At 71.8% G+C, this 19,789-nt stretch carries 11 protein-coding genes, 1 tRNA gene and 1 rRNA gene; 3 read left to right on the top strand and 10 right to left on the bottom strand.

Annotated features, from left to right (window positions below; translation table 11 throughout):
• Positions 1–70: 70 nt before the first annotated feature.
• Complete coding sequence (locus ACIPXM_RS06205) at positions 71–859, top strand: DNA-formamidopyrimidine glycosylase family protein (RefSeq protein WP_401652556.1); 789 nt, start codon at positions 71–73, stop codon at positions 857–859.
• Between the two features lie 128 nt (positions 860–987).
• Positions 988–1,752 carry an SDR family NAD(P)-dependent oxidoreductase gene (locus ACIPXM_RS06200; RefSeq protein WP_401652554.1) on the top strand — a complete coding sequence of 255 codons (765 nt, stop codon included), beginning with the start codon at positions 988–990 and terminating at the stop codon, positions 1,750–1,752.
• 639 nt (positions 1,753–2,391) lie between these two features.
• Here ACIPXM_RS06200 and ACIPXM_RS06195 read toward each other — a convergent pair.
• From ACIPXM_RS06195 to ACIPXM_RS06160, 8 genes are all read right to left on the bottom strand, one after another.
• Positions 2,392–2,775 (bottom strand): helix-turn-helix domain-containing protein, encoded by a 384-nt coding sequence (locus ACIPXM_RS06195; protein WP_384506282.1) that lies wholly within the window; start codon positions 2,773–2,775, stop codon positions 2,392–2,394.
• Positions 2,776–2,884: 109 nt separating this feature from the next.
• Positions 2,885–3,430 (bottom strand): CinA family protein, encoded by a 546-nt coding sequence (locus tag ACIPXM_RS06190; RefSeq protein ID WP_401652551.1) that lies wholly within the window; start codon positions 3,428–3,430, stop codon positions 2,885–2,887.
• Positions 3,427–4,221 carry a CDP-diacylglycerol--glycerol-3-phosphate 3-phosphatidyltransferase gene (gene pgsA / locus ACIPXM_RS06185; RefSeq protein ID WP_401652550.1) on the bottom strand — a complete coding sequence of 265 codons (795 nt, stop codon included), beginning with the start codon at positions 4,219–4,221 and terminating at the stop codon, positions 3,427–3,429. Before pgsA ends, ACIPXM_RS06190 begins: the two co-directional genes overlap by 4 nt.
• On the bottom strand, positions 4,218–5,774 hold the full coding sequence (rimO, locus tag ACIPXM_RS06180) for a 30S ribosomal protein S12 methylthiotransferase RimO (protein WP_401652548.1): 1,557 nt from the start codon (positions 5,772–5,774) through the stop codon (positions 4,218–4,220). The genes pgsA and rimO overlap by 4 nt, the downstream gene beginning before the upstream one ends.
• A 100-nt stretch (positions 5,775–5,874) precedes the next feature.
• Positions 5,875–6,705: a helix-turn-helix domain-containing protein gene (locus ACIPXM_RS06175; RefSeq protein ID WP_401652546.1), complete on the bottom strand. Its 831-nt coding sequence runs from the start codon at positions 6,703–6,705 to the stop codon at positions 5,875–5,877.
• A 260-nt stretch (positions 6,706–6,965) separates the two neighbouring features.
• Positions 6,966–9,824, bottom strand: coding sequence for a DNA translocase FtsK (locus tag ACIPXM_RS06170; protein WP_401652544.1), 2,859 nt, complete (start codon positions 9,822–9,824; stop codon positions 6,966–6,968).
• 244 nt (positions 9,825–10,068) lie between these two features.
• Positions 10,069–10,743 carry a two-component system response regulator gene (locus tag ACIPXM_RS06165; RefSeq protein ID WP_401652542.1) on the bottom strand — a complete coding sequence of 225 codons (675 nt, stop codon included), beginning with the start codon at positions 10,741–10,743 and terminating at the stop codon, positions 10,069–10,071.
• A 313-nt stretch (positions 10,744–11,056) separates the two neighbouring features.
• On the bottom strand, positions 11,057–16,540 hold the full coding sequence (locus ACIPXM_RS06160) for a HAMP domain-containing protein (RefSeq protein ID WP_401652541.1): 5,484 nt from the start codon (positions 16,538–16,540) through the stop codon (positions 11,057–11,059).
• Between the two features lie 281 nt (positions 16,541–16,821).
• Here ACIPXM_RS06160 and ACIPXM_RS06155 point away from each other — a divergent pair, with 281 nt between their 5' ends.
• A complete protein-coding gene (locus tag ACIPXM_RS06155; RefSeq protein ID WP_401652539.1) occupies positions 16,822–19,479 on the top strand; it encodes a SpoIIE family protein phosphatase in 2,658 nt (885 codons plus the stop codon).
• Between the two features lie 139 nt (positions 19,480–19,618).
• On the opposite strand, the gene ACIPXM_RS06150 is transcribed toward ACIPXM_RS06155, so the two are convergent.
• Together ACIPXM_RS06150 and rrf are read right to left on the bottom strand one after the other, a co-directional pair.
• Positions 19,619–19,691: transfer RNA gene (locus tag ACIPXM_RS06150), tRNA-Thr, on the bottom strand.
• Between the two features lie 5 nt (positions 19,692–19,696).
• Positions 19,697–19,789 (bottom strand): 5S ribosomal RNA (gene rrf / locus ACIPXM_RS06145); the annotation flags it as partial.

Below are 19,789 nucleotides of genomic sequence, written 5' to 3'. Positions count from 1 at the left end.
TCCACCCCAGCCCCCGCACGCCCACCGGCCCCGGCCCGCGTCCGCCCCGGCGGCGGGGCATCATGGCCCCATGCCCGAAGGAGACACCGTCTGGCACACCGCCCGGCGGCTCGACGAGGCACTGGCCGGCCGGGTGCTGACCCGTGCCGATCTGCGGGTGCCGCGCTTCGCCACGGCGGATCTCACCGGCCGCTCGGTGCTCGACGTCACCCCGCGCGGCAAACATCTGCTCACCCGGATCGAGGGCGGCCTCACCCTCCACTCCCATCTGCGGATGGACGGCGCCTGGCGCGTGTTCGCCACCGGGGAGCGGCCTCGGGGCGGCCCGGCGCACCAGATCCGGGCGATCCTCGGGAACGCCGAGTCCACCGCGTACGGCTACCGGCTCCCGGTGCTCGAACTGGTCCGTACGGCGGCGGAGTCCTCCGTCGTCGGCCATCTCGGCCCGGATCTGCTCGGCCCGGACTGGGACCCGGCCGAGGCGGTCCGGCGGCTGACCGCCGATCCGGCCCGGCCGCTCGGCGAGGCCCTGCTCGACCAGCGCAATCTCGCCGGGATCGGCAATGTCTACAAGTCCGAGCTGGCGTTCCTGGCCGCGGTCACCCCCTGGCTGCCGGTCGGCGAGCTTCCGGCGGACGTCCCCGAGCGTCTGGTGGCCACCGCGCACCGCCTCCTGGAGGCGAACAAGGACCGCCCGGACCGCCGGACGACCACGACCCGCCGTACCGCCGACCGGCTGTACGTCTACGGCCGGGCGGGCCGCCCCTGTCCGCGCTGCGGCACGGCCGTGCGCGGTGCGGAGCTGGGCGACCGGATCACGTATTGGTGTCCGACGTGTCAACGCGGCCCAGGCCCCTGACCCCGGCCCGCGAACCGGGACCCGCTCCCGCCCCGGCAACCGGCGGCCGACAACCGGCGACCGGTCATCGCCAACCGGCACCGCCGCACTAATTGACGACCCGTCAGATCCGGTCGTACGGTCCCGGCATGGCTCTCACCGCGTACGACCTCACCGGACGCACCGCCTTCGTCACCGGCGCCGCCAGCGGCATCGGGCGCGCCAGCGCCGTGCTGCTCGCCGAGGCGGGGGCCGTCGTGCACTGCGCCGACCGCGACGAGCCGGGCCTGAAGGAGACCGCGGCCCTGATCGGCCGGGGCGGCGGCACCGCGCACGTCCACCCGCTCGACGTCACCGACCGCGCCGCCCTCGCCACCGCCGTACGGGCGGCCGGACCGCTGCACGTGATGGCGGCCGTCGCCGGGATCATGCACACCAGCAGCGTCCTGGAGACCCGCGACGAGGACCTGGACCGGATCCTCGCGGTCAACTTCAAGGGCGTGCTGCACGCCTGCCAGGAGGCCGCCCGCTCGATGATCGACCACGGGGTGCGGGGCTCGGTGGTCACCATGGCCTCGGGCGCGATGGACACCGCGAGCCCGGGCCTGCTCTGCTACAGCGTCACCAAGGCGGCCGTGGTGCAGCTGACCAAGACGCTCGCCGCCGAGGTCGGCCGGCACGGCATCCGGGTGAACGCGGTCGCCCCCGGCTGGGTCCGCACCCCGATGACCGACCGCCACGAGCCCGCCGCCCAGGAACAGGCCGAGTCGGCGATGGTGCGGGTCTCCCCGCTGGGCCGGGTCGGTGAGCCCGAGGACATCGCGCACGCGGTGCTGCACCTCGCGTCGGACGCCTCGTCCTTCACGACCGGCCAGATCCTCCGCCCCAACGGCGGCGTCGCCATGCCCTGGTGACCCCCGCGCGATCCATCCGGCCCGCCCCACCCGTACCGCCGGCACCAGCGCCACCGGAGACACCACCGGCCCCGGCCCCGCAGCCACCCCCGGACCCCGACCCGGCCCCGGACACGCCGCCACCCCCGGCCCCACCCCCGGCAGGCGCCTTCTCCCGCACCGCCCGCCCGGTGGAGGCGGCCACGTGCACCGGCAACAGGCTCAGCCCCCAGCCACCCGCGGCCACCGCCCCCTCGACCGGTCCCGTCTCCCCCGGCACCACCAGCAGGCGCACCACCGCCCACCACCAGAGCCCTCCGGCCACCAGTCCGGCCGCGACCAACATGAGCGTCACCAGCGGAACCCGTCGCCGTACCATGGCCGCCTCCTTCGGTCGACGCTAGACCGGCAGGATCACCCGGCGGGAGGGCGCACAAGAGGCAGACCCGGCGCACGGAACACGGACCACGAATCGCGGCACGCGACGGGACCCTGTGCCGACACCCGGTGCCGGAACACCCATCGGCTCGGTCAGGCTCCACCACCATGGCAGCTCGCCGACCGTCGCGCACGACGACGAAGCCCCGGTGGCCGCCCTGACGGCGGCCACCGGGGCCTCATCCACTTCTTCGCGCGCGGTGCGTGCCCGCGCCCCTCGGCTCAGGCGGCGACGACGTCGACCGCCTCCGCGGGTGCCTTGATGGTCACCCGCTCGGTGGACACTCCGGCCACCGACGTCACCGAGACCGAATTGAGCATCGGCCGCACCGGCGTCGGCACCGGCTCGCTCGCCGCTGCCGACTCGGCCAGTTCGGCCAGCGACAGCTCGTCGCTCACTTCACGCATGAGCTCGGACATCCGTACGTCCAGCGCGTCGCAGATCGCGGAGAGCAGCTCGGAGGAAGCCTCCTTCTGCCCCCGCTCCACCTCGGAGAGATAGCCGAGCGAAACTCGGGCGGACGAGGAGACTTCGCGCAGAGTACGGCCCTGGCGCTGGCGCTGCCGACGCAGCACGTCACCCAACAGGCGACGGAGCAGAATCATCGGTGGCTCCCTCCTCGGACCGCGTAGCCGCATCCTTCACGCCCCACCGTACCGCCTCGCGCCGCGGCCGTGCGGGGAGCGATGTCGTGTTCACTCATGGCTGCAAACATCAATCTCCCCCGTTCTGTTCCGTATCCTGTGCCCGCGCATTTTCCGTGCGTTCGTCGGCGAGCAGTCCACTGAGCAATTCGAGCACGCTCCGCACACTCTCTCTACGGATTTCCGCTCGATCGCCGCTCAATCGCAACGCGGCCACCTTCCCCGTCGGACCCGCGTCCGCCGAGGGGCCCGAGACGGCCACGTACACCGTTCCCACGGGCTGTCCGTCCTGCGGCTCGGGGCCCGCGACGCCGGTGGTCGCGATCCCCCAGTCGGCGCCGAGCGCGGCCCGGACACCGGCCGCCATCTGCAGCGCGACCTCGGCGTCGACCGCGCCGCGCGCCGCCAGCAGAGCGCCGTCCACCCCGAGGAGCCGCTCCTTCAGGGGCGTGGCATAGGCCGTCACGGAGCCGCGGAAGGTCTTCGAGGCCCCGGGGACCCCGGTCAGCTCCGCGGCCACCAGACCGCCCGTGAGGGACTCCGCGACCGCCAGCGTGGCACCCCGCAGGGCGAGCTGTTCGAGCACCCGGGCGGCGACGGTCGCGGCGGCGGTCATCGTGATTCGGCTCCCGCGCCGGTCGGAGCCTGGTCCGAACCGGAGGAACCGGAGGCATCGGATGAACCGGAGGAACCGGAGGAACCGGAGGAACCGGAGGCATCGGATGAACCGGTGGAATCCGGCGCGGCCGCGGCGGCCGCCGCGCGCTCCGCGGCGAGCCCTTCGCGGCGCAGTACGACCGCCTGTCGCACATAGTCCAGACCGGTGACGACGGTCAGCGCCACGGCGACCGCCATCACCCAGAAGCGCATCGTGGCGAGCGGCCCGGTGAGCGCCAGCACGTACATGCCGACCGCGGTGCCCTGCGCGAGCGTCTTCATCTTGCCGCCGCGGCTGGCCGGGATCACCCCGTGCCGGATCACCCAGAAGCGCATCAGCGTGATGCCGAGCTCACGGGCGAGGATGACACCGGTCACCCACCACGGCAGGTCGCCGAGCGCGGACAGCGAGATCAGCCCGGCCGCCATGATCGCCTTGTCGGCGATCGGGTCGGCGATCTTCCCGAAGTCGGTGACCAGGTTGTACGTACGGGCCAGGTGCCCGTCGAAGACATCGGTGATCATGGCCACCGCGAACGCCGCCCAGGCCCAGGCCCGCCACGCCGGGTCGTGGCCGCCGTCCTGGAGGAGCAGCAGCACGAAGCCCGGCACGAGCACGAGCCGGATCATGGTCAGGATGTTCGCGATGTTCCAGAGACTGGCCTGGTTGACGGCCGCAGCCCCCAGCTTGCCGCGGGGCGCCGGCCTGCCGCCGGTCCCGCCCGTCGCGGACGCCGGGACTCCGGTCATCTGCCCGCCTCCTCGGCCTCACGGGTCCCGGGGCCGCTCCCCAGCACCTCGCAGTGGTCGGCCACCAGGTCGACACCCTCGGTGCCGACGACCTTGGCCCTGACCATACGGCCCGGGGCCAGCTCCACGCCCTCGGTCGAGTCCATGGTGAGGATCACCTGGCCGTCCGTCTCGGGCGCCTGGTGGGCGGCCCGGCCGAGCCAGCCGTCCTCGTCGTCGAAGGACTCGACGAGTACCTCCAGGGTCTCGCCGATCCGCTCCTCGGCGCGCTGGGCGGTCAGCTCCTCGGCGAGCCGGGACAGGTGCGCAAGGCGCTCGTCGACGACGTCCTGGTCGAGCTTGTGCTCGTAGCCCGCGGCCTCGGTGCCGTCCTCGTCGGAGTAGCCGAAGACGCCGATGGCGTCGAGCCTGGCGTGCGTGACGAAGCGTTCCAGCTCGGCGAAGTCGGCCTCGGTCTCGCCGGGGAAGCCGACGATGAAGTTGGACCGGGCACCCGCCGTCGGCGCCTTGGACCGGATGGTCTCCAGGAGCTCCAGGAAGCGGTCGGTGTCGCCGAAGCGGCGCATCGCCCGCAGCACGTCGGGGGCGCTGTGCTGGAAGGACAGGTCGAAGTAGGGGGCGACCTTCTCGGTCGAGGTGAGCACGTCGATCAGGCCGGGGCGCATCTCGGCGGGCTGCAGGTAGCTGACCCGGACCCGCTCGATGCCGTCGACCGCCGCGAGCTCGGGCAGCAGGCTCTCCAGGAGGCGGATGTCGCCGAGGTCCTTGCCGTACGAGGTGTTGTTCTCGGAGACCAGCATGATCTCCTTCACGCCCTGCTCGGCCAGCCAGCGGGTCTCGTTCAGGACGTCGGAGGGACGGCGCGAGACGAAGGAGCCGCGGAAGGACGGGATGGCGCAGAAGGAGCAGCGTCGGTCGCAGCCGGAGGCCAGCTTCACCGAGGCGACCGGGCTGGTGTCCAGGCGGCGGCGCAGCGGCGCGCGCGGCCCGGAAGCGGGCGCGACACCTTCCGGCAGATCCGTCAGGTCGGCGGTCTGCGCGTCGGCGTCGTCGGCCCCGGCCGGGTCCGTGGCCTGGGTGTCGCCGTGGCCGGGCAGCGCCACCGCGGCGGCGGCCTGCTGGCGCTCGACCGGGGACAGCGGCAGCAGCTTGCGGCGGTCGCGCGGGGCGTGCGCCTCGACGCTGCCGCCGCTGAGGATCGTCTGGAGGCGGCCGGAGATGTCGGCGTAGTCGTCGAAGCCGAGCACGCCGTCGGCCTCGGGCAGCGCGTCGGCCAGCTCCTTGCCGTAGCGCTCGGCCATGCAGCCGACGGCGACAACGGCCTGGGTGCGGCCGTGGTCCTTCAGATCATTGGCTTCGAGGAGCGCGTCGACGGAGTCCTTCTTGGCGGCTTCGACGAAGCCACAGGTGTTGACGACGGCTACATCGGCGTCCTCGGCGTTCTCGACGAGCTCCCAGCCGTCCGCTGCCAAGCGGCCTGCGAGCTCCTCCGAGTCCACCTCGTTACGGGCGCAGCCGAGAGTGACAAGGGCGACGGTACGGCGTTCGGGCATGGACTCAAGACTACTTCGTCCCGGCCGTACCTCCGTCGCGCAGGGTTCACCTGCGCGACGCCGTCACGCGCTGTCACCCCTAAGGGTGGACTGGGTGGCCTCAGCCGTCCTGCGGGTCGCCCTTGGTGTAGGACAGGCGCTCGACCTGGCCGGACTCGAAGGAGTCCTCGATCTTCTTGCCGTTGACGTACAGCTCGATCGGTCCCGCGTTGCCGAGGATGAGGTCGATGCGCTTGTCGTCCTGGAAGGTCTTGGACTCGCCCTTGAGCAGCAGGCCGTCGAAGAGCAGCTTGCCGTCGTGGGCCTTGGCCGAGATCCAGCTCTTGTCGTCGGTGGCGGTGAGCTTGACGGTGACCTTGTCCTGGGGGACGGCCGCGATGGCGCTCTCGGACGGCGCCGGGGCGGCCTGCGACTTCACCGGCGCGGGCTTGGGGGCGGGCTTGGCGGGCTTGGTGGCCGGGGCCGGGCCCTCCGCGACGGCCTCGGGTCCCGCGGTCCCGTCGGTGCCGTTGAACATGGAGTAGCCGACGAAACCGACGACGGCGACGATGGCCGCGACCATGGCGGCGGTCCAGTTGGGGCGGCGCGGCTCGGGGCGGATCCGCTCCGCCTCGAACAGCGGGGCGGCGGGGGTCGGGGCGGGCCGGCCGCCGTGCTCGGCGTCGTACCGCTCGATCAGGGGGGCCGGATCGAGACCCACGGCGCGGGCCAGCGTGCGGACGTGGCCGCGGGCGTAGACGTCGCCGCCGCAGCGCGAGAAGTCGCCCTCCTCGATCGCGTGCACGATCGGGACGCGCACCCGGGTGGAGGCGCTGACCTCTTCGACGGTGAGACCGGCCGCGACGCGGGCCTGCCGCAGGACATGACCGACGGAATCCCGGTCGTCTGCCGGGAAGTTCCGGTCGTCTTCGGGGGAGTTGCCGATGGACACGTGAGCGCCTTTCGAGCGTGTAGCCACCTGCTGGATGTTCAGTCTATGGGTGGTACGAAAGGGTGGGGCAACCGGGCGGGCATGGTTTGTACGCCATGAGGCTGGGACATCGTGCTGTCCTTCCCTCCAACTTGACGTGCGCCCAAGGGAAACGGTTGCCCACGTTCCCTTACGAGTGAGTCTCGGCCCGGTCTCGACCTGGCGGCGGACCGGGGCGGGGTGCGGCCCCCGGCCCGGTCCTGTCCCCGCTCCGGCGGCGCTCAGCCGGTGCCGTCGCCGCCCCGGATCACGTCGAGCACCTCGTCCAGCTCGTCGGGCTTGACCAGCACGTCCCGGGCCTTGGAGCCCTCGCTGGGGCCGACGATGTTGCGCGATTCCATGAGGTCCATCAGGCGGCCCGCCTTGGCGAAGCCGACCCGCAGTTTGCGCTGGAGCATCGAGGTCGAGCCGAACTGGGTGGAGACCACCAGTTCGGCCGCCTGGCAGAGCAGGTCGAGGTCGTCGCCGATCTCCTCGTCGATCTCCTTCTTCTGCTTCTGCCCGACCGTGACGTCCTCGCGGAAGACCGGCGCCATCTGGTCCTTGCAGTGCTGGACGACCTGGGCGACCTCGTGCTCGGTGACGAAGGCGCCCTGCATGCGGACCGGCTTGTTCGCGCCCATCGGCAGGAACAGGCCGTCGCCCTTGCCGATCAGCTTCTCGGCGCCGGGCTGGTCGAGGATGACCCGGCTGTCGGCGAGCGAGGAGGTGGCGAAGGCGAGCCGGGACGGCACGTTCGCCTTGATCAGACCGGTGACGACGTCGACCGAGGGCCGCTGGGTGGCGAGCACCAGGTGGATGCCGGCGGCGCGGGCCAGCTGGGTGATGCGGACGATGGAGTCCTCGACGTCCCGGGGCGCGACCATCATCAGGTCGGCGAGCTCGTCGACGATCACCAGGAGGTACGGGTAGGGCTTGAGTTCCCGCTCGCTGCCCGGCGGCAGCTGGACCTTGCCGTCCCGGATGGCCTGGTTGAAGTCGTCGATGTGACGGAAGCCGAAGGCGGCCAGGTCGTCGTAGCGGAGGTCCATCTCCTTCACCACCCACTGGAGGGCCTCGGCGGCCCGCTTCGGGTTGGTGATGATCGGGGTGATCAGGTGCGGGATGCCCTCGTACGCGGTGAGCTCGACCCGCTTGGGGTCGACGAGGACCATCCGGACGTCCTCCGGGGTCGCTCTTATCATCACCGAGGTGATCAGGCAGTTGATGCAGGACGACTTGCCGGAGCCGGTGGCACCGGCGACCAGGATGTGCGGCATCTTCGCCAGGTTGGCCATCACATAGCCGCCCTCGACGTCCTTGCCGAGCGCGACCAGCATCGGGTGGTCGTCGTCGCCCTCGGCGAGCCGCAGCACGTCGCCGAGGTTGACCATCTCGCGGTCGGTGTTCGGGATCTCGATGCCGACGGCGGACTTGCCCGGGATCGGCGAGATGATCCGCACGTCGGGGCTGGCCACGGCGTACGCGATGTTCTTGGTGAGCGCGGTGATCTTCTCGACCTTGACGGCCGGGCCGAGCTCCACCTCGTACCGGGTGACGGTGGGGCCGCGGGTGAAGCCGGTGACGGCGGCGTCGACCTTGAACTCGGCGAAGACGTTGGTCAGCGAGTCGACGACGACGTCGTTGGCGGCGCTGCGGGTCTTGCCGGGGCCGCCGCGCTCCAGGAGGTCCATGGAGGGCAGCGAGTAGGTGATGTCGCCGGACAGCTGGAGCTGCTCGGCCCGGGGCGGCAGATCGGTCGGCTCGGGAGCGGGCTTGGTCAGGTCGGGTACGGCGCCGGGGATCCGGCCGCTGTCCTCGCCGCCGGACCCGCCCCTGCCCTTGGCACCGGCGCGCGCGGTCGGCACCGGGGCCGCGCCGGTGGACTCGGCCTCGGCCGCCCGGGCGACGGCGGCGGCCCGCTCGGCGGTCACGTCCCGGGTGAGGTCGGCGATCAGCGGCGACGGCGGCATCCCGTTGAGCACCGCGCCGTCGAGGGCGGCGGCCGCGGCGGCGGCCACGTCGACCGGGTCGAGCCCGCCGGTGTCGAAGGCGGAGGCGGGCACGGGGGCGGTACGGCCCCGACGGCCGCGCCGCTCCAGGGCGGCGGACTCGGCCCGGTCGTGGTCGTACGGGTCCGCCGCGCCGGGCGCGCGCCGGCGCACCGGGCGGGCACCAGGGGCCTGCTCGCCCCGCCAGTCGTCGCCGTACTCCCCGTGCTCGCTCTGTGCGCCGGGCGCGCCGGACTCCTCCGGCTCGTACGCGGGCTCGACCAGGCCGAGCTTGGCGCCGAGGGCGCGCAGCCGCTGCGGGATGGCGTTGACGGGGGTGGCGGTGACCACGAGCAGGCCGAAGACGGTGAGCAGCACCAGCATCGGCACCGCCAGGACCTCGCCCATCATGAAGATCAGCGGCTTGGACGCGGCCCAGCCGATCAGGCCGCCCGCGTCCTGCATGGCCTTGGTGCCGTCGCCGCGGCCGGGTGAGCCGCAGGCGATGTGGACCTGTCCGAGCACGCCGATGACGAGCGCGGACAGACCGATCACGATCCGGCCGTTGGCCTCCGGCTTCTCCGGGTAGAGGATCAGCCGGACCGCGATGGCGCCGACAAGCAGCGGGACCAGCAGGTCGAGCCGGCCGAAGGCGCCGGTGACCAGCATCTCCACCAGGTCGCCGACGGGGCCGCGCAGATTGGACCAGGTACCGGCCGCGACGATCAGCGCGATGCCGAGGAGCAGCAGCGCGAGGCCGTCCTTGCGGTGGGCCGGGTCGAGGCCCTTGGCGCCCCGCCCTATCCCCCGGAACATCGCGCCGACGGCGTGCGCGAGGCCCAGCCAGACACCGCGCACGAGCCGGTACAGACCCCCGGTGGGGGACGGTGCCGGGCGCGGTGCGGGCTTCTTGGCCGCCGTCTTGCGCGCGGGCGCGCGCTTGGCGGGCGCCGCCTTCTTGGCGGGCGCCTTCTTCGCGGGGGGCTTGGCGGGCGACTTGGCGACGGCCGCCGCCGCCTTCTTCGCGGTACCGCTCGTACGGCCGGCGGCTCGCGGCTTCGCGGTGCCCGCCGTGCCCTGGGAACCCTTGCCGGACGTACGTGAGGCCATGGGCTTGAGGTTACCTGCGTAACCCGCTGGGGAAACAGCTCGCCCGGCGCTCACCCGTTCGTGTCGGCCGTGCCAGGGCGCGAAACTGACGCCCGCTCATGGGCGCGCCCCGACGCGCGAGGCCGGGGCGGACCGGGCCCCCCGCTAGCGGGGGCACCGGGTCAACGACCGTCCGGGTGCCCGTACTGACGCGAAGTCACTGTCGGTACGGGACGGGTCCGGGCCGGACAGGGTCCGGACGGGCTCAGTTCGGGGCGGGCAGGCTCGGCGCGCCGCCCGTACCGGGCTCCAGCGCGTCGAGGGCGCGGCGCAGTCCGGTGAGCTTGCGCTCCAGATGGGCGGCGGTGGCGACGGCGGCCGCGTCGGCGGAGTCGTCGTCGAGCTGCTTGGACAGCGCCTCGGCCTGCTCCTCGACGGCGGCGAGCCGGGCGGACAGCTCGGCGAGCAGTCCCGCGGACTCCTTGGTCTGGCCGCCGGGGCCCGAGCCCTCCAGCTGGAGCCGGAGCAGCGCGGCCTGCTCGCGGAGCTGACAGTTCTTCATGTACAGCTCGACGAAGACGGAGACCTTGGCGCGCAGCACCCACGGGTCGAACGGCTTGGAGATGTAGTCGACGGCCCCGGCCGCGTACCCGCGGAAGGTGTGGTGCGGGCCGTGGTTGATGGCGGTGAGGAAGATGATCGGGATGTCCCGGGTCCGCTCCCGCCGCTTGATGTGCGCGGCGGTCTCGAATCCGTCCATGCCGGGCATCTGGACGTCCAGCAGGATGACCGCGAAGTCGTCGGTCAGCAGCGCCTTGAGCGCTTCCTCCCCGGACGATGCCCGCACCAGTGTCTGATCGAGCGCGGAGAGAATGGCCTCCAGCGCCAGCAGATTCTCCGGCCGGTCATCGACCAGGAGGATCTTGGCCTTCTGCACCATGCCCCGTCCTCCTCGCCCCGGCACTGGTTCACTCCGGCTCTGCGTGCCGGGGGAAGCACCGGGCGCCGCCCCAGAAGACGACTCCCATGCGCCGTCCGTCCTTGTGCCGGTCATCGTAGCCGCACCCCGCCCGTCGCCACACCCTGTCACCGCATTGTCACGGAGCACACGCCTCGTGCCCGTAGGTCGAACGCGGTGCGAGACCAGAAGGTTCCCCGTCCCGGCGGCTCTCACACCCGATCGGCGAGGGCCGGCCGCCAGGGGGTCTCCGGTCGGAATCCCCCACGGCGCCCGGCCCCTTCCCGAGGGCGCGCTACCGGCCCTCGCCCCGCATCCACTGCTCCATCACCGTCAGCAGGTAGTCCGGGTCGACCGGCTTGGTCACATAGTCCGACGCCCCGGACTCGATGGCCTTCTCCCGGTCGCCCTTCATCGCCTTGGCGGTGAGCGCGATGATCGGCAGCCCGGCGAACTGCGGCATCCTGCGGATCGCCGTCGTCGTCGCGTAGCCGTCCATCTCCGGCATCATGATGTCCATCAGCACCACGGACACGTCCTCGTGCTGTTCCAGGACCTCGATGCCCTCGCGGCCGTTCTCCGCGTACAGCACCGCCAGGCCGTGCTGCTCCAGGACGCTGGTCAGCGCGAACACATTGCGGATGTCGTCGTCGACGATGAGGACCTTCTCACCCGCGAACGTGAACACCCGGCGCGGCTCCGGCTCCGGCCGCTCCTCGGCCGCCGGCAGCTCGCCCTTGCCCGGCTGCCCCGGCAGTTGGGGCCACTGGTCCCCCGACTTGCGGCGGTGCCGGAACAGCGCCCCCGTCCCGGCGCGTGCGTCGCTGTGCGCCGGTGCGGGCGCGAAGTGCACCAGGCCCTCGCTGCCGGTGGCGCCGGACAGCGGCCCGCCCTCGGCGGCGTACGGATCGGGCTGCTCGTGCGGTTCGGTGCCGGGCCCGACCGGGCCGGTCCCGGCCGGGCTCAGCGGCAGGTAGAGCGTGAACGTCGAGCCGCGGCCCGGCTCGCTCGCCGCGTAGATCTCGCCGCCGAGCAGCCGGGCGATCTCCCGGCTGATCGACAGCCCGAGGCCGGTTCCGCCGTACTTGCGGCTGGTGGTGCCGTCGGCCTGCTTGAACGCCTCGAAGATCACCCGCATCTTCCCGGCCGCGATCCCGATCCCGGTGTCGGTCACCGAGAACGCGATCAGCTCGGCGTCCGGATCGCGCACCGTGCCCGCTTCGAGCAGCTGCTCCCTGATCGACTGCGGCACATCGCCGCCGACCGGACGGATCACCAGCTCGACCGCGCCGGTGTCGGTGAACTTCACCGCGTTCGACAGGAGGTTGCGCAGCACCTGGAGCAGCCGCTGCTCGTCGGTGTGCAGGGTGGCGGGCAGCTCGGGCGAGACCCGTACCGAGAAGTCGAGGCCCTTCTCCGCGGTCAGCGGCCGGAACGTCGCCTCCACGTAGTCGACCAGCTGCACCAGCGCGATCCGCGTCGGCGAGACGTCCATCTTGCCCGCCTCCACCTTCGACAGGTCGAGGATGTCGTTGATCAGCTGGAGCAGGTCGGAACCGGCGCCGTGGATCGTCTCGGCGAACTCGACCTGCTTCGGCGACAGATTGGCGTCCGCGTTGTCGGCGAGCAGCTTCGCCAGGATCAGCAGCGAGTTGAGCGGGGTGCGCAGCTCGTGCGACATGTTGGCGAGGAACTCGGACTTGTAGCGCATCGACACCGCGAGCTGCTCGGCGCGCTCCTCCAGGACCTGCCGGGCCTCCTCGATCTCGGTGTTCTTCACCTCGATGTCGCGGTTCTGCCGGGCGAGCAGCTCGGCCTTGTCCTCCAGTTCGGCGTTGGAGTTCTGCAGCTCCTTCTGCCGGTGCTCCAGCTCCGCAGACCGCTCCCGCAGCTGCTCGGTGAGCTCCTGCGACTGCTGGAGCAGCACCTCGGTGCGGGTGTTGACGCTGATGGTGTTGACGGTGGTCGCGATGAGTTCGGCGATCTGGTTGAGGAAGTCCCGCTGGATCTGGGTGAACGGCTGGAACGAGGCCAGCTCGATCACGCCGAGCACCCGGCCCTCGAACAGCACCGGCAGCACGATCACATGGGCCGGGGCGGCCTCGCCGAGCCCGGAGGAGATCTTCAGATAGCCCGGCGGCACATTGACCTGGATGGTCCGCTTCTCCTCGGCGGCCGTCCCGATCAGGGTCTCCCCGGGCCGGAAGGAGGTGGGCATGGAGCCCGCCGAGTAGCCGTAACTGCCGCGCATCCGCAGCTCGTACGCGCCTTCGCCCTCGCCGACCGGTTCGGTCTCGCTGGGCGCCGCGCCGGTCGGCATCGCCACGAAGAACGCGCCGTGCTGCGCGGACACCACCGGGGTCAGCTCGCTCATGATGAGCGAGGCCACGTCCTCCAGGTCCCGGCGGCCCTGCATCAGACCGGAGATACGGGCCAGGTTGCCCTTCAGCCAGTCCTGTTCGTCGTTGGCGAGGGTGGTGTCGCGGAGGTTCGCGATCATGGTGTTGATGTTGTCCTGGAGCGCCTGGATCTCCCCGGCCGCGTCCACGCCGTCGATCTTGACGTTGAGGTCGCCGCGGGTGACCGCGGTGGCGACGGCCGCGATGGCCCGCACCTGACGGGTCAGGTTCCCGGCCATCTCGTTCACCGACTCGGTCAGGTCCCACCAGGTGCCCTCGACGTCACGGACCCGGGCCTGACCGCCGAGCTGGCCGTCGGTGCCCACCTCGCGGGCGACCCGGGTGACCTCCTCGGCGAAGTTCGACAGCTGGTCGACCATCGTGTTGATGGTGCTCTTGAGCTGCTGGATCTCGCCCCGGGCGTCGATGTCGATCTTCTTGGTGAGGTCGCCCTTGGCGATGGCGGTGGTGACCGCGGCGATCTGCCGGACCTGGCCGGTCAGGTTGTCGGCCATCGAGTTCACCGACTCGGTGAGGTCCTTCCAGGTACCGGCCACGCCGGGCACCCGCGCCTGGCCGCCCAGTTCGCCCTCGGTGCCCACCTCACGGGCCACCCGGGTCACCTCGTCGGCGAACGACGACAGGGTCGTCACCATCGTGTTGACGGTGTCGGCGAGTTCGGCGACCTCGCCGCGGGCCTCGACCGTGACCTTCTTCGTCAGGTCGCCGTTGGCGACCGCCGACGACACCCGGGCGATGTTCCGCACCTGGTTGGTCAGGTTGTTGGCCATCAGGTTGACGTTGTCGCTCAGGTCCTTCCAGATGCCGGTGACCCCGCGCACCCGGGCCTGGCCGCCGAGGATGCCCTCGGTGCCCACCTCACGGGCCACCCGGGTCACCTCGTCGGCGAAGTTGGACAGCTGGTCGACCATCGTGTTGACGGTCGTCACCAGCTCCAGGATCTCGCCCTTGGCGTCGACGGTGATCTTCTTGGCGAGGTCGCCGCGCGCCACCGCCGTGGTGACCTCGGCGATGTTGCGCAGCTGGAAGGTCAGGTTGTTCGCCATGAAGTTCACCGACTGGGTGAGGTCCTTCCAGGTGCCGGAGACCCCCTGCACCTCGGCCTGACCACCCAGGATGCCCTCGGTGCCCACCTCGCGCGCCACCCGCGTCACCTGGTCGGCGAACGACGACAGCTGGTCGACCATGGTGTTGAGGGTGTTCTTCAGCTCCAGGATCTCGCCGCGCGCGTCCACGTCGATCTTCTGCGACAGGTCACCGCGGGCGACCGCTGTGGCGACCTGCGCGATGTTGCGCACCTGGGCGGTCAGGTTCCCGGCCATGCCGTTCACCGAGTCCGTCAGGTCCCGCCACACCCCGGCGACGCCCGGCACGACGGCCTGGCCGCCGAGCCGCCCGTCCGTACCCACCTGGCGGGCCACCCGGGTCACCTGGTCCGCGAACGCGGACAGCTGGTCGACCATCGTGTTGATGGTGTTCTTCAGCTCCAGGATCTCGCCGCGCGCGTCCACGTCGATCTTCTGCGACAGGTCGCCCCGCGCCACCGCCGTGGTCACCTGGGCGATCTGCCGCACCTGCGAGGTCAGGTTCCCCGCCATGAAGTTCACCGAGTCGGTGAGCTCGCGCCAGCGCCCGGAGACGCCGTCCACCCGGGCCTGGCCGCCGAGGCGGCCCTCGGTGCCCACGTCCCTGGCCATCCGGGTCACCTGGTCGGCGAACGACGACAGCTGCGACACCATGGTGTTGACGGTGTTCTTGAGCTCCAGCATCTCGCCGGCCACGTCCACCGTGACCTTCTGCGAGAGATCGCCGTTGGCGACCGCCGTCGTCACCTGCGCGATGTCCCGCACCTGGCCGGTCAGGTTGCGGAAGGCGGTGTTCACCGAGTCGGTGAGGTCCTTCCAGGTACCGGCGGCGCCCGGCACCTTCGCCTGGCCGCCGAGCCGGCCCTCGACGCCGACCTCACGGGCCACCCGGGTCACCTCGGAACCGAACGCCGACAGCTGGTCCACCATCGTGTTGACGGTGTTCTTCAGCTCCAGCATCTCCCCGGCCACGTCCACCGTGACCTTCTGCGACAGGTCACCGTTGGCGACCGCCGTCGTCACCTGCGCGATGTCCCGCACCTGCGTGGTGATGTTCCGGAAGACCGTGTTGACCGAGTCGGTCAGGTCCTTCCAGGTGCCCGCCGCGCCCGGCACCTGCGCCTGACCGCCGAGCAGACCCTGCGCGCCGACCTCGCCGGAGACCCGGGTCACCTCGTCCGCGAAGGTCCGCAGCGTCTCCGTCATCTGATTGATGGTGTCCGCGAGCTGCGCGATCTCGCCGCGCGCCGACACCCGCACCTTCTGCGACAGGTCGCCGTTGGCGACCGCCGTGGTGACCTCCGCGATACCTCTCACCTGATTGGTGAGATTTCCCGCCATCGTGTTGACGGAATCCGTGAGGTCCTTCCACACGCCCGCGACCCCGGCCACCTCGGCCTGACCGCCCAGCTCCCCCTCGGTGCCCACCTCACGGGCCACCCGGGTCACCTCGGACGAGAACGACGACAGCTGGTCCACCATGCGGTTGACGGTGTTCTTCAGCTCCAGCATCTCGCCGGCGACGTTCGCGGTGACCTTCTGCGACAGATCACCGTTCGCGACCGCCGTCGTCACCAGCGCGATGTCCCGCACCTGCGCCGTCAGCCGGTTCGCCATCGTGTTGACCGAGTCCGTGAGGTCCTTCCACGAACCGGACATGCCCCGCACCTGCGCCTGACCGCCGAGGATGCCCTCGGTGCCCACCTCCAGCGCCACCCGGGTCACCTCGTCGGCGAACACCGACAGCTGGTCCACCAGGTTGTTCACGGTCCGCGCGACCTTCAGGAACTCGCCCCGCAGCGGCCGGGTCGACCCGTCACCGCCCTCCGAGCGCAGCTCCATCCGCTGCCCGAGATCACCCTCGGCGACCGCCGACAGCACCCGGCCGACCTCCGAGACCGGCCGCGCCAGCTCGTCGACCAGCGCGTTCGCCGCCTCGATCGTCGCCGCCCAGGAACCCTCGGCGGCACCCGCCTCAAGGCGCTCCGACAGCTTGCCCTCCCGGCCCACCACCCGGCGGACCCGCGCGAACTCCCCGGTCAGATGCGACTGCCGGTCGGCGACCTCGTTGAAGACGGCCGAGATCTCGGCCATCACCCCGTCGCCGGACACGGTCAGCCGCTTGCGGAAATTACCGTCCCGCATCGACACCAGAGCAGACAGCAGCCGCTGCAAAGCGGCCGCGTCCACCTGCACCGTGTCCCCGCCCCGGGACCGGCCGCCACCCTTCGGGCGCGCACCGCCACCGCGCCGCGTCGTCGTGCCAGACTCCACCGTGTCCCTCCCGAAGGGGTCGACCGTCGCTCGGTCTCTCGCTACCAGCCTGCCCAGTTGCAGCCCGCCCAGTGTTTCACCGGCTCCGAACCAGGCCATAACAGTTCGGCAGCTTCGCACAACGTCCCCACGTCCGGGGGGCGCAAACAGCGTGACCGGCATCCGCTGGGACAGCGAAGGTAAGTAACCTGGCATCCGGCTGTCCAACCGCCCCGGTCCGCCCGGCGGGGGCGGGGCGGCGCGAAACCAGCACGGGCACGGCGGGAGGGGCAGACCGAACCATGGCAGAGCCGGGCGTCGAGACGCGTACGAGGAGTTCTGTGATCACCGCGCGGGCGGCTGCCAGTTTCGAACCCGTCGGGCGGTCCGTCGCGACCGCCCGCGCCTTCGTCCGGGACACCCTCCAGGGCTGGGGATACGGCGAGGTCGTCGACGACGCCGTCGTCCTGACCAGCGAACTCGTCACCAACGCGGTCATCCACGCGGGCACCGCGGCCGATGTGCTCTGCCTGCGCGCCGACGACAGCGTCCGCATCGAGGTCGCCGACCGCTACCCCGAACGCGAGATCCCCCTCCAGCAGTCCCGCACCATGAGCAGCCCCGACCGCGAGAACGGCCGGGGCCTTCTGCTGTGCTCCGCCCTCGCCACCCGCTGGGGCGTCGACTACACCCCCACCCGCAAACACGTCTGGTTCCAGCTCGCGCTCCCCGAGCGCCCGGTCGGCACCCGCTCCGCGGGACCCGTGCTGCCCGACGCCCTGCTCCCGCTCACCGACAGCCGGGTCCGCGTCGCCGTCGTCCAGATCGACGGCGAAGGCGCCATCACCGCCTGGAACGAGGACGCCGAGGAACTCTTCGGATACGGCTCCGAGCAGGTCACCGGCAAACCCCTCGGCGACCTCGCCGCCTGGCCGCACACCCCCGGCATCGGCACCGGCCTCGCCGAGGCCCTCCGGCTCTCCCGCTGGGAGGGCAGCTACGGCATCCGCTGCGCCGACGGCCGGGTGATCCCCGTGTACGCCTCGCACCTGCGGGTCCGCGACGCCGACGGCGAACCCTCCACCGTCTGCCTGCTCGTCCGCGAGTACGAGCGCGCGGTGCTCCAGACCCCGCAGCGCCCCTCCGGCGGCGGCGACAGCGGCGCCGAGAGCCGCGGCACCACCGCCGACCCGTTCGAGGTCTTCATCGGCTCGCCCGCCCCCGAGGACCTCGACGGACTGCTCCAGCGGACCGTGGAACGCGCCCGCGACATGCTCGACGGCGACGCCGCCTTCCTGCTCCTCGCCACCGACGACGAGACCGAGCTGGAGGTCCGGGCCACCACCGGACTGCCCTCGGCCCGCCAGCGGTTCGCCCGCGTCCCGGTCGAGACCGGCGCCAGCCGGTACGGCTCCGCCCGGATGCCCGCCGTCCACGAGGACCTGGCCGCCGTCCCCGGGGCCGTACCGCTCCTCGAAGGCACCGGCATGCGCTCGGTCGTCACCGTGCCGCTCAAGGTCGAGGGCCGCCTCACCGGCTCCCTCGGCGTCGCCGCCGAGGGCTCCAACCGCTACTCCAACGAGGAGGCCCTGCGCCTCCAGTTCGCCGCCGACCGCATCGCCCTGGCCGTGGAGTCCGCCCGCCTCGGCGAGCTCGAACGGCTCCGCCGCGGCTCCCTCAGCTTCCTCGTCGAGGCGTCCGACCTGCTGGCCGGCACCCTCGACCGGGACCAGACGCTGGCCCTGATGGCCCAGATGACCGTCCCCACCCTGGCCACCTGGTGCGCCGTCTACACGATCGCCGACCAGGTCTCCGACCCGTACCTCTCCTACGTGCTGCACGAGGACGAGGACCTGATCGACGGCCTGAAGGAACTCCTCTCCTCGATCTCCCCGCCGGACCCGGTGACCACCCCAGGCGCCCGGGTCTGGACCGCCCCCGGCGACGCCGCCCACCGGGCCGCGCTCAGCGCCTCGATGCGCGAACTCGGCGGCCCCAGCACCCCGGTGTCCTCCGGCATCCACTCGGCGCTGGCCACGGCGGCCGCCGTCGGCGGCGAGACCGTGGTCCTGCCGCTGGTCGCCCGCAACCGCGTGATCGGCATGCTCACCCTGGGCAAGCCCACCGACGACCACTTCCGCCAGGAGATCCTGGAACTCGCCGAGGACCTGTCCCGGCGGGCCGCCCTGGCCCTGGACAACGCCCGGCTGTACTCCGAGCGCATGGCCATCAGCCGTTCCCTCCAGCGCAGCCTGCTGCCGCCCGGCCTGCCCGATGTCCCCGGCGTCGAGGTCGACGTCATCTACCGCGCGGCCGGCGAGGGCAACGAGGTCGGCGGCGACTTCTACGACCTCTTCCCGATCCGCGACGGCTCGTACGGCTTCGCCATCGGCGACGTCTGCGGCACCGGCCCGGAGGCCGCGGCCGTCACCGGCCTCGCCCGGCACGCCCTGCGCCTGCTGGCCCGCGAGGGCTTCGGCGGCCCGGCCGTCCTGGAGCGCCTGAACGCGGCCATCCTCGACGAGGGCGCCCGCAGCCGCTTCCTGACCCTCCTGTACGGCGAGCTCCGCCCGCAGGAGGACGGCTCCGCGGTCCTGAAGGTCGTCTGCGCCGGCCACCCCCTCCCGCTCCGCCTCAGCCAGGACGGCACGGTCCGCCCGGCCGCCGACCCACAGCCGCTGCTCGGTGTCATGGAGGACCTGGAGCTGTACGAGCAGACGCTCACCCTCGACCCCGGCGACGTCCTCCTGTGCGTCACGGACGGCGTCACCGAACGCCGCGAGGGCACCCGCATGCTCGGCGACGACGGCCTCACCGAAGTCCTCCGCTCCTGTACGGGCCTGACGGCCGGCGCGGTGGCCTCCCGCGTCCTGCGCGCGGTGGAGCGCTTCGCCCAGGAGCCCGCCTCCGACGACATGGCCATCCTGGCCCTCCGCATCCCGGAGCCGCTCCACCAGTGAGCCACCACTGAGGCACCGCTGAGACGACGAAGGGCCAGCCCCCATCAGGGGGCCGGCCCTTTCTTTCTGTTCCCGTGGGTACGGTCACTGCCCGGGAACGCAAAAAGGCCCCCGCCAGATGGCGGGGGCCTTTTCTCTGAGCCCTTTAACGGAATCGAACCGTTGACCTTCTCCTTACCATGGAGACGCTCTACCGACTGAGCTAAAAGGGCGGGTTGTTCGGCGGCGTCCTACTCTCCCACAGGGTCCCCCCTGCAGTACCATCGGCGCTGAAAGGCTTAGCTTCCGGGTTCGGAATGTAACCGGGCGT

This window comes from Streptomyces sp. NPDC090025, from assembly GCF_044748125.1.
In the GTDB taxonomy this organism is placed as follows: domain Bacteria; phylum Actinomycetota; class Actinomycetes; order Streptomycetales; family Streptomycetaceae; genus Streptomyces.
This window is presented reverse-complemented; position numbering and strand designations above follow the sequence as displayed.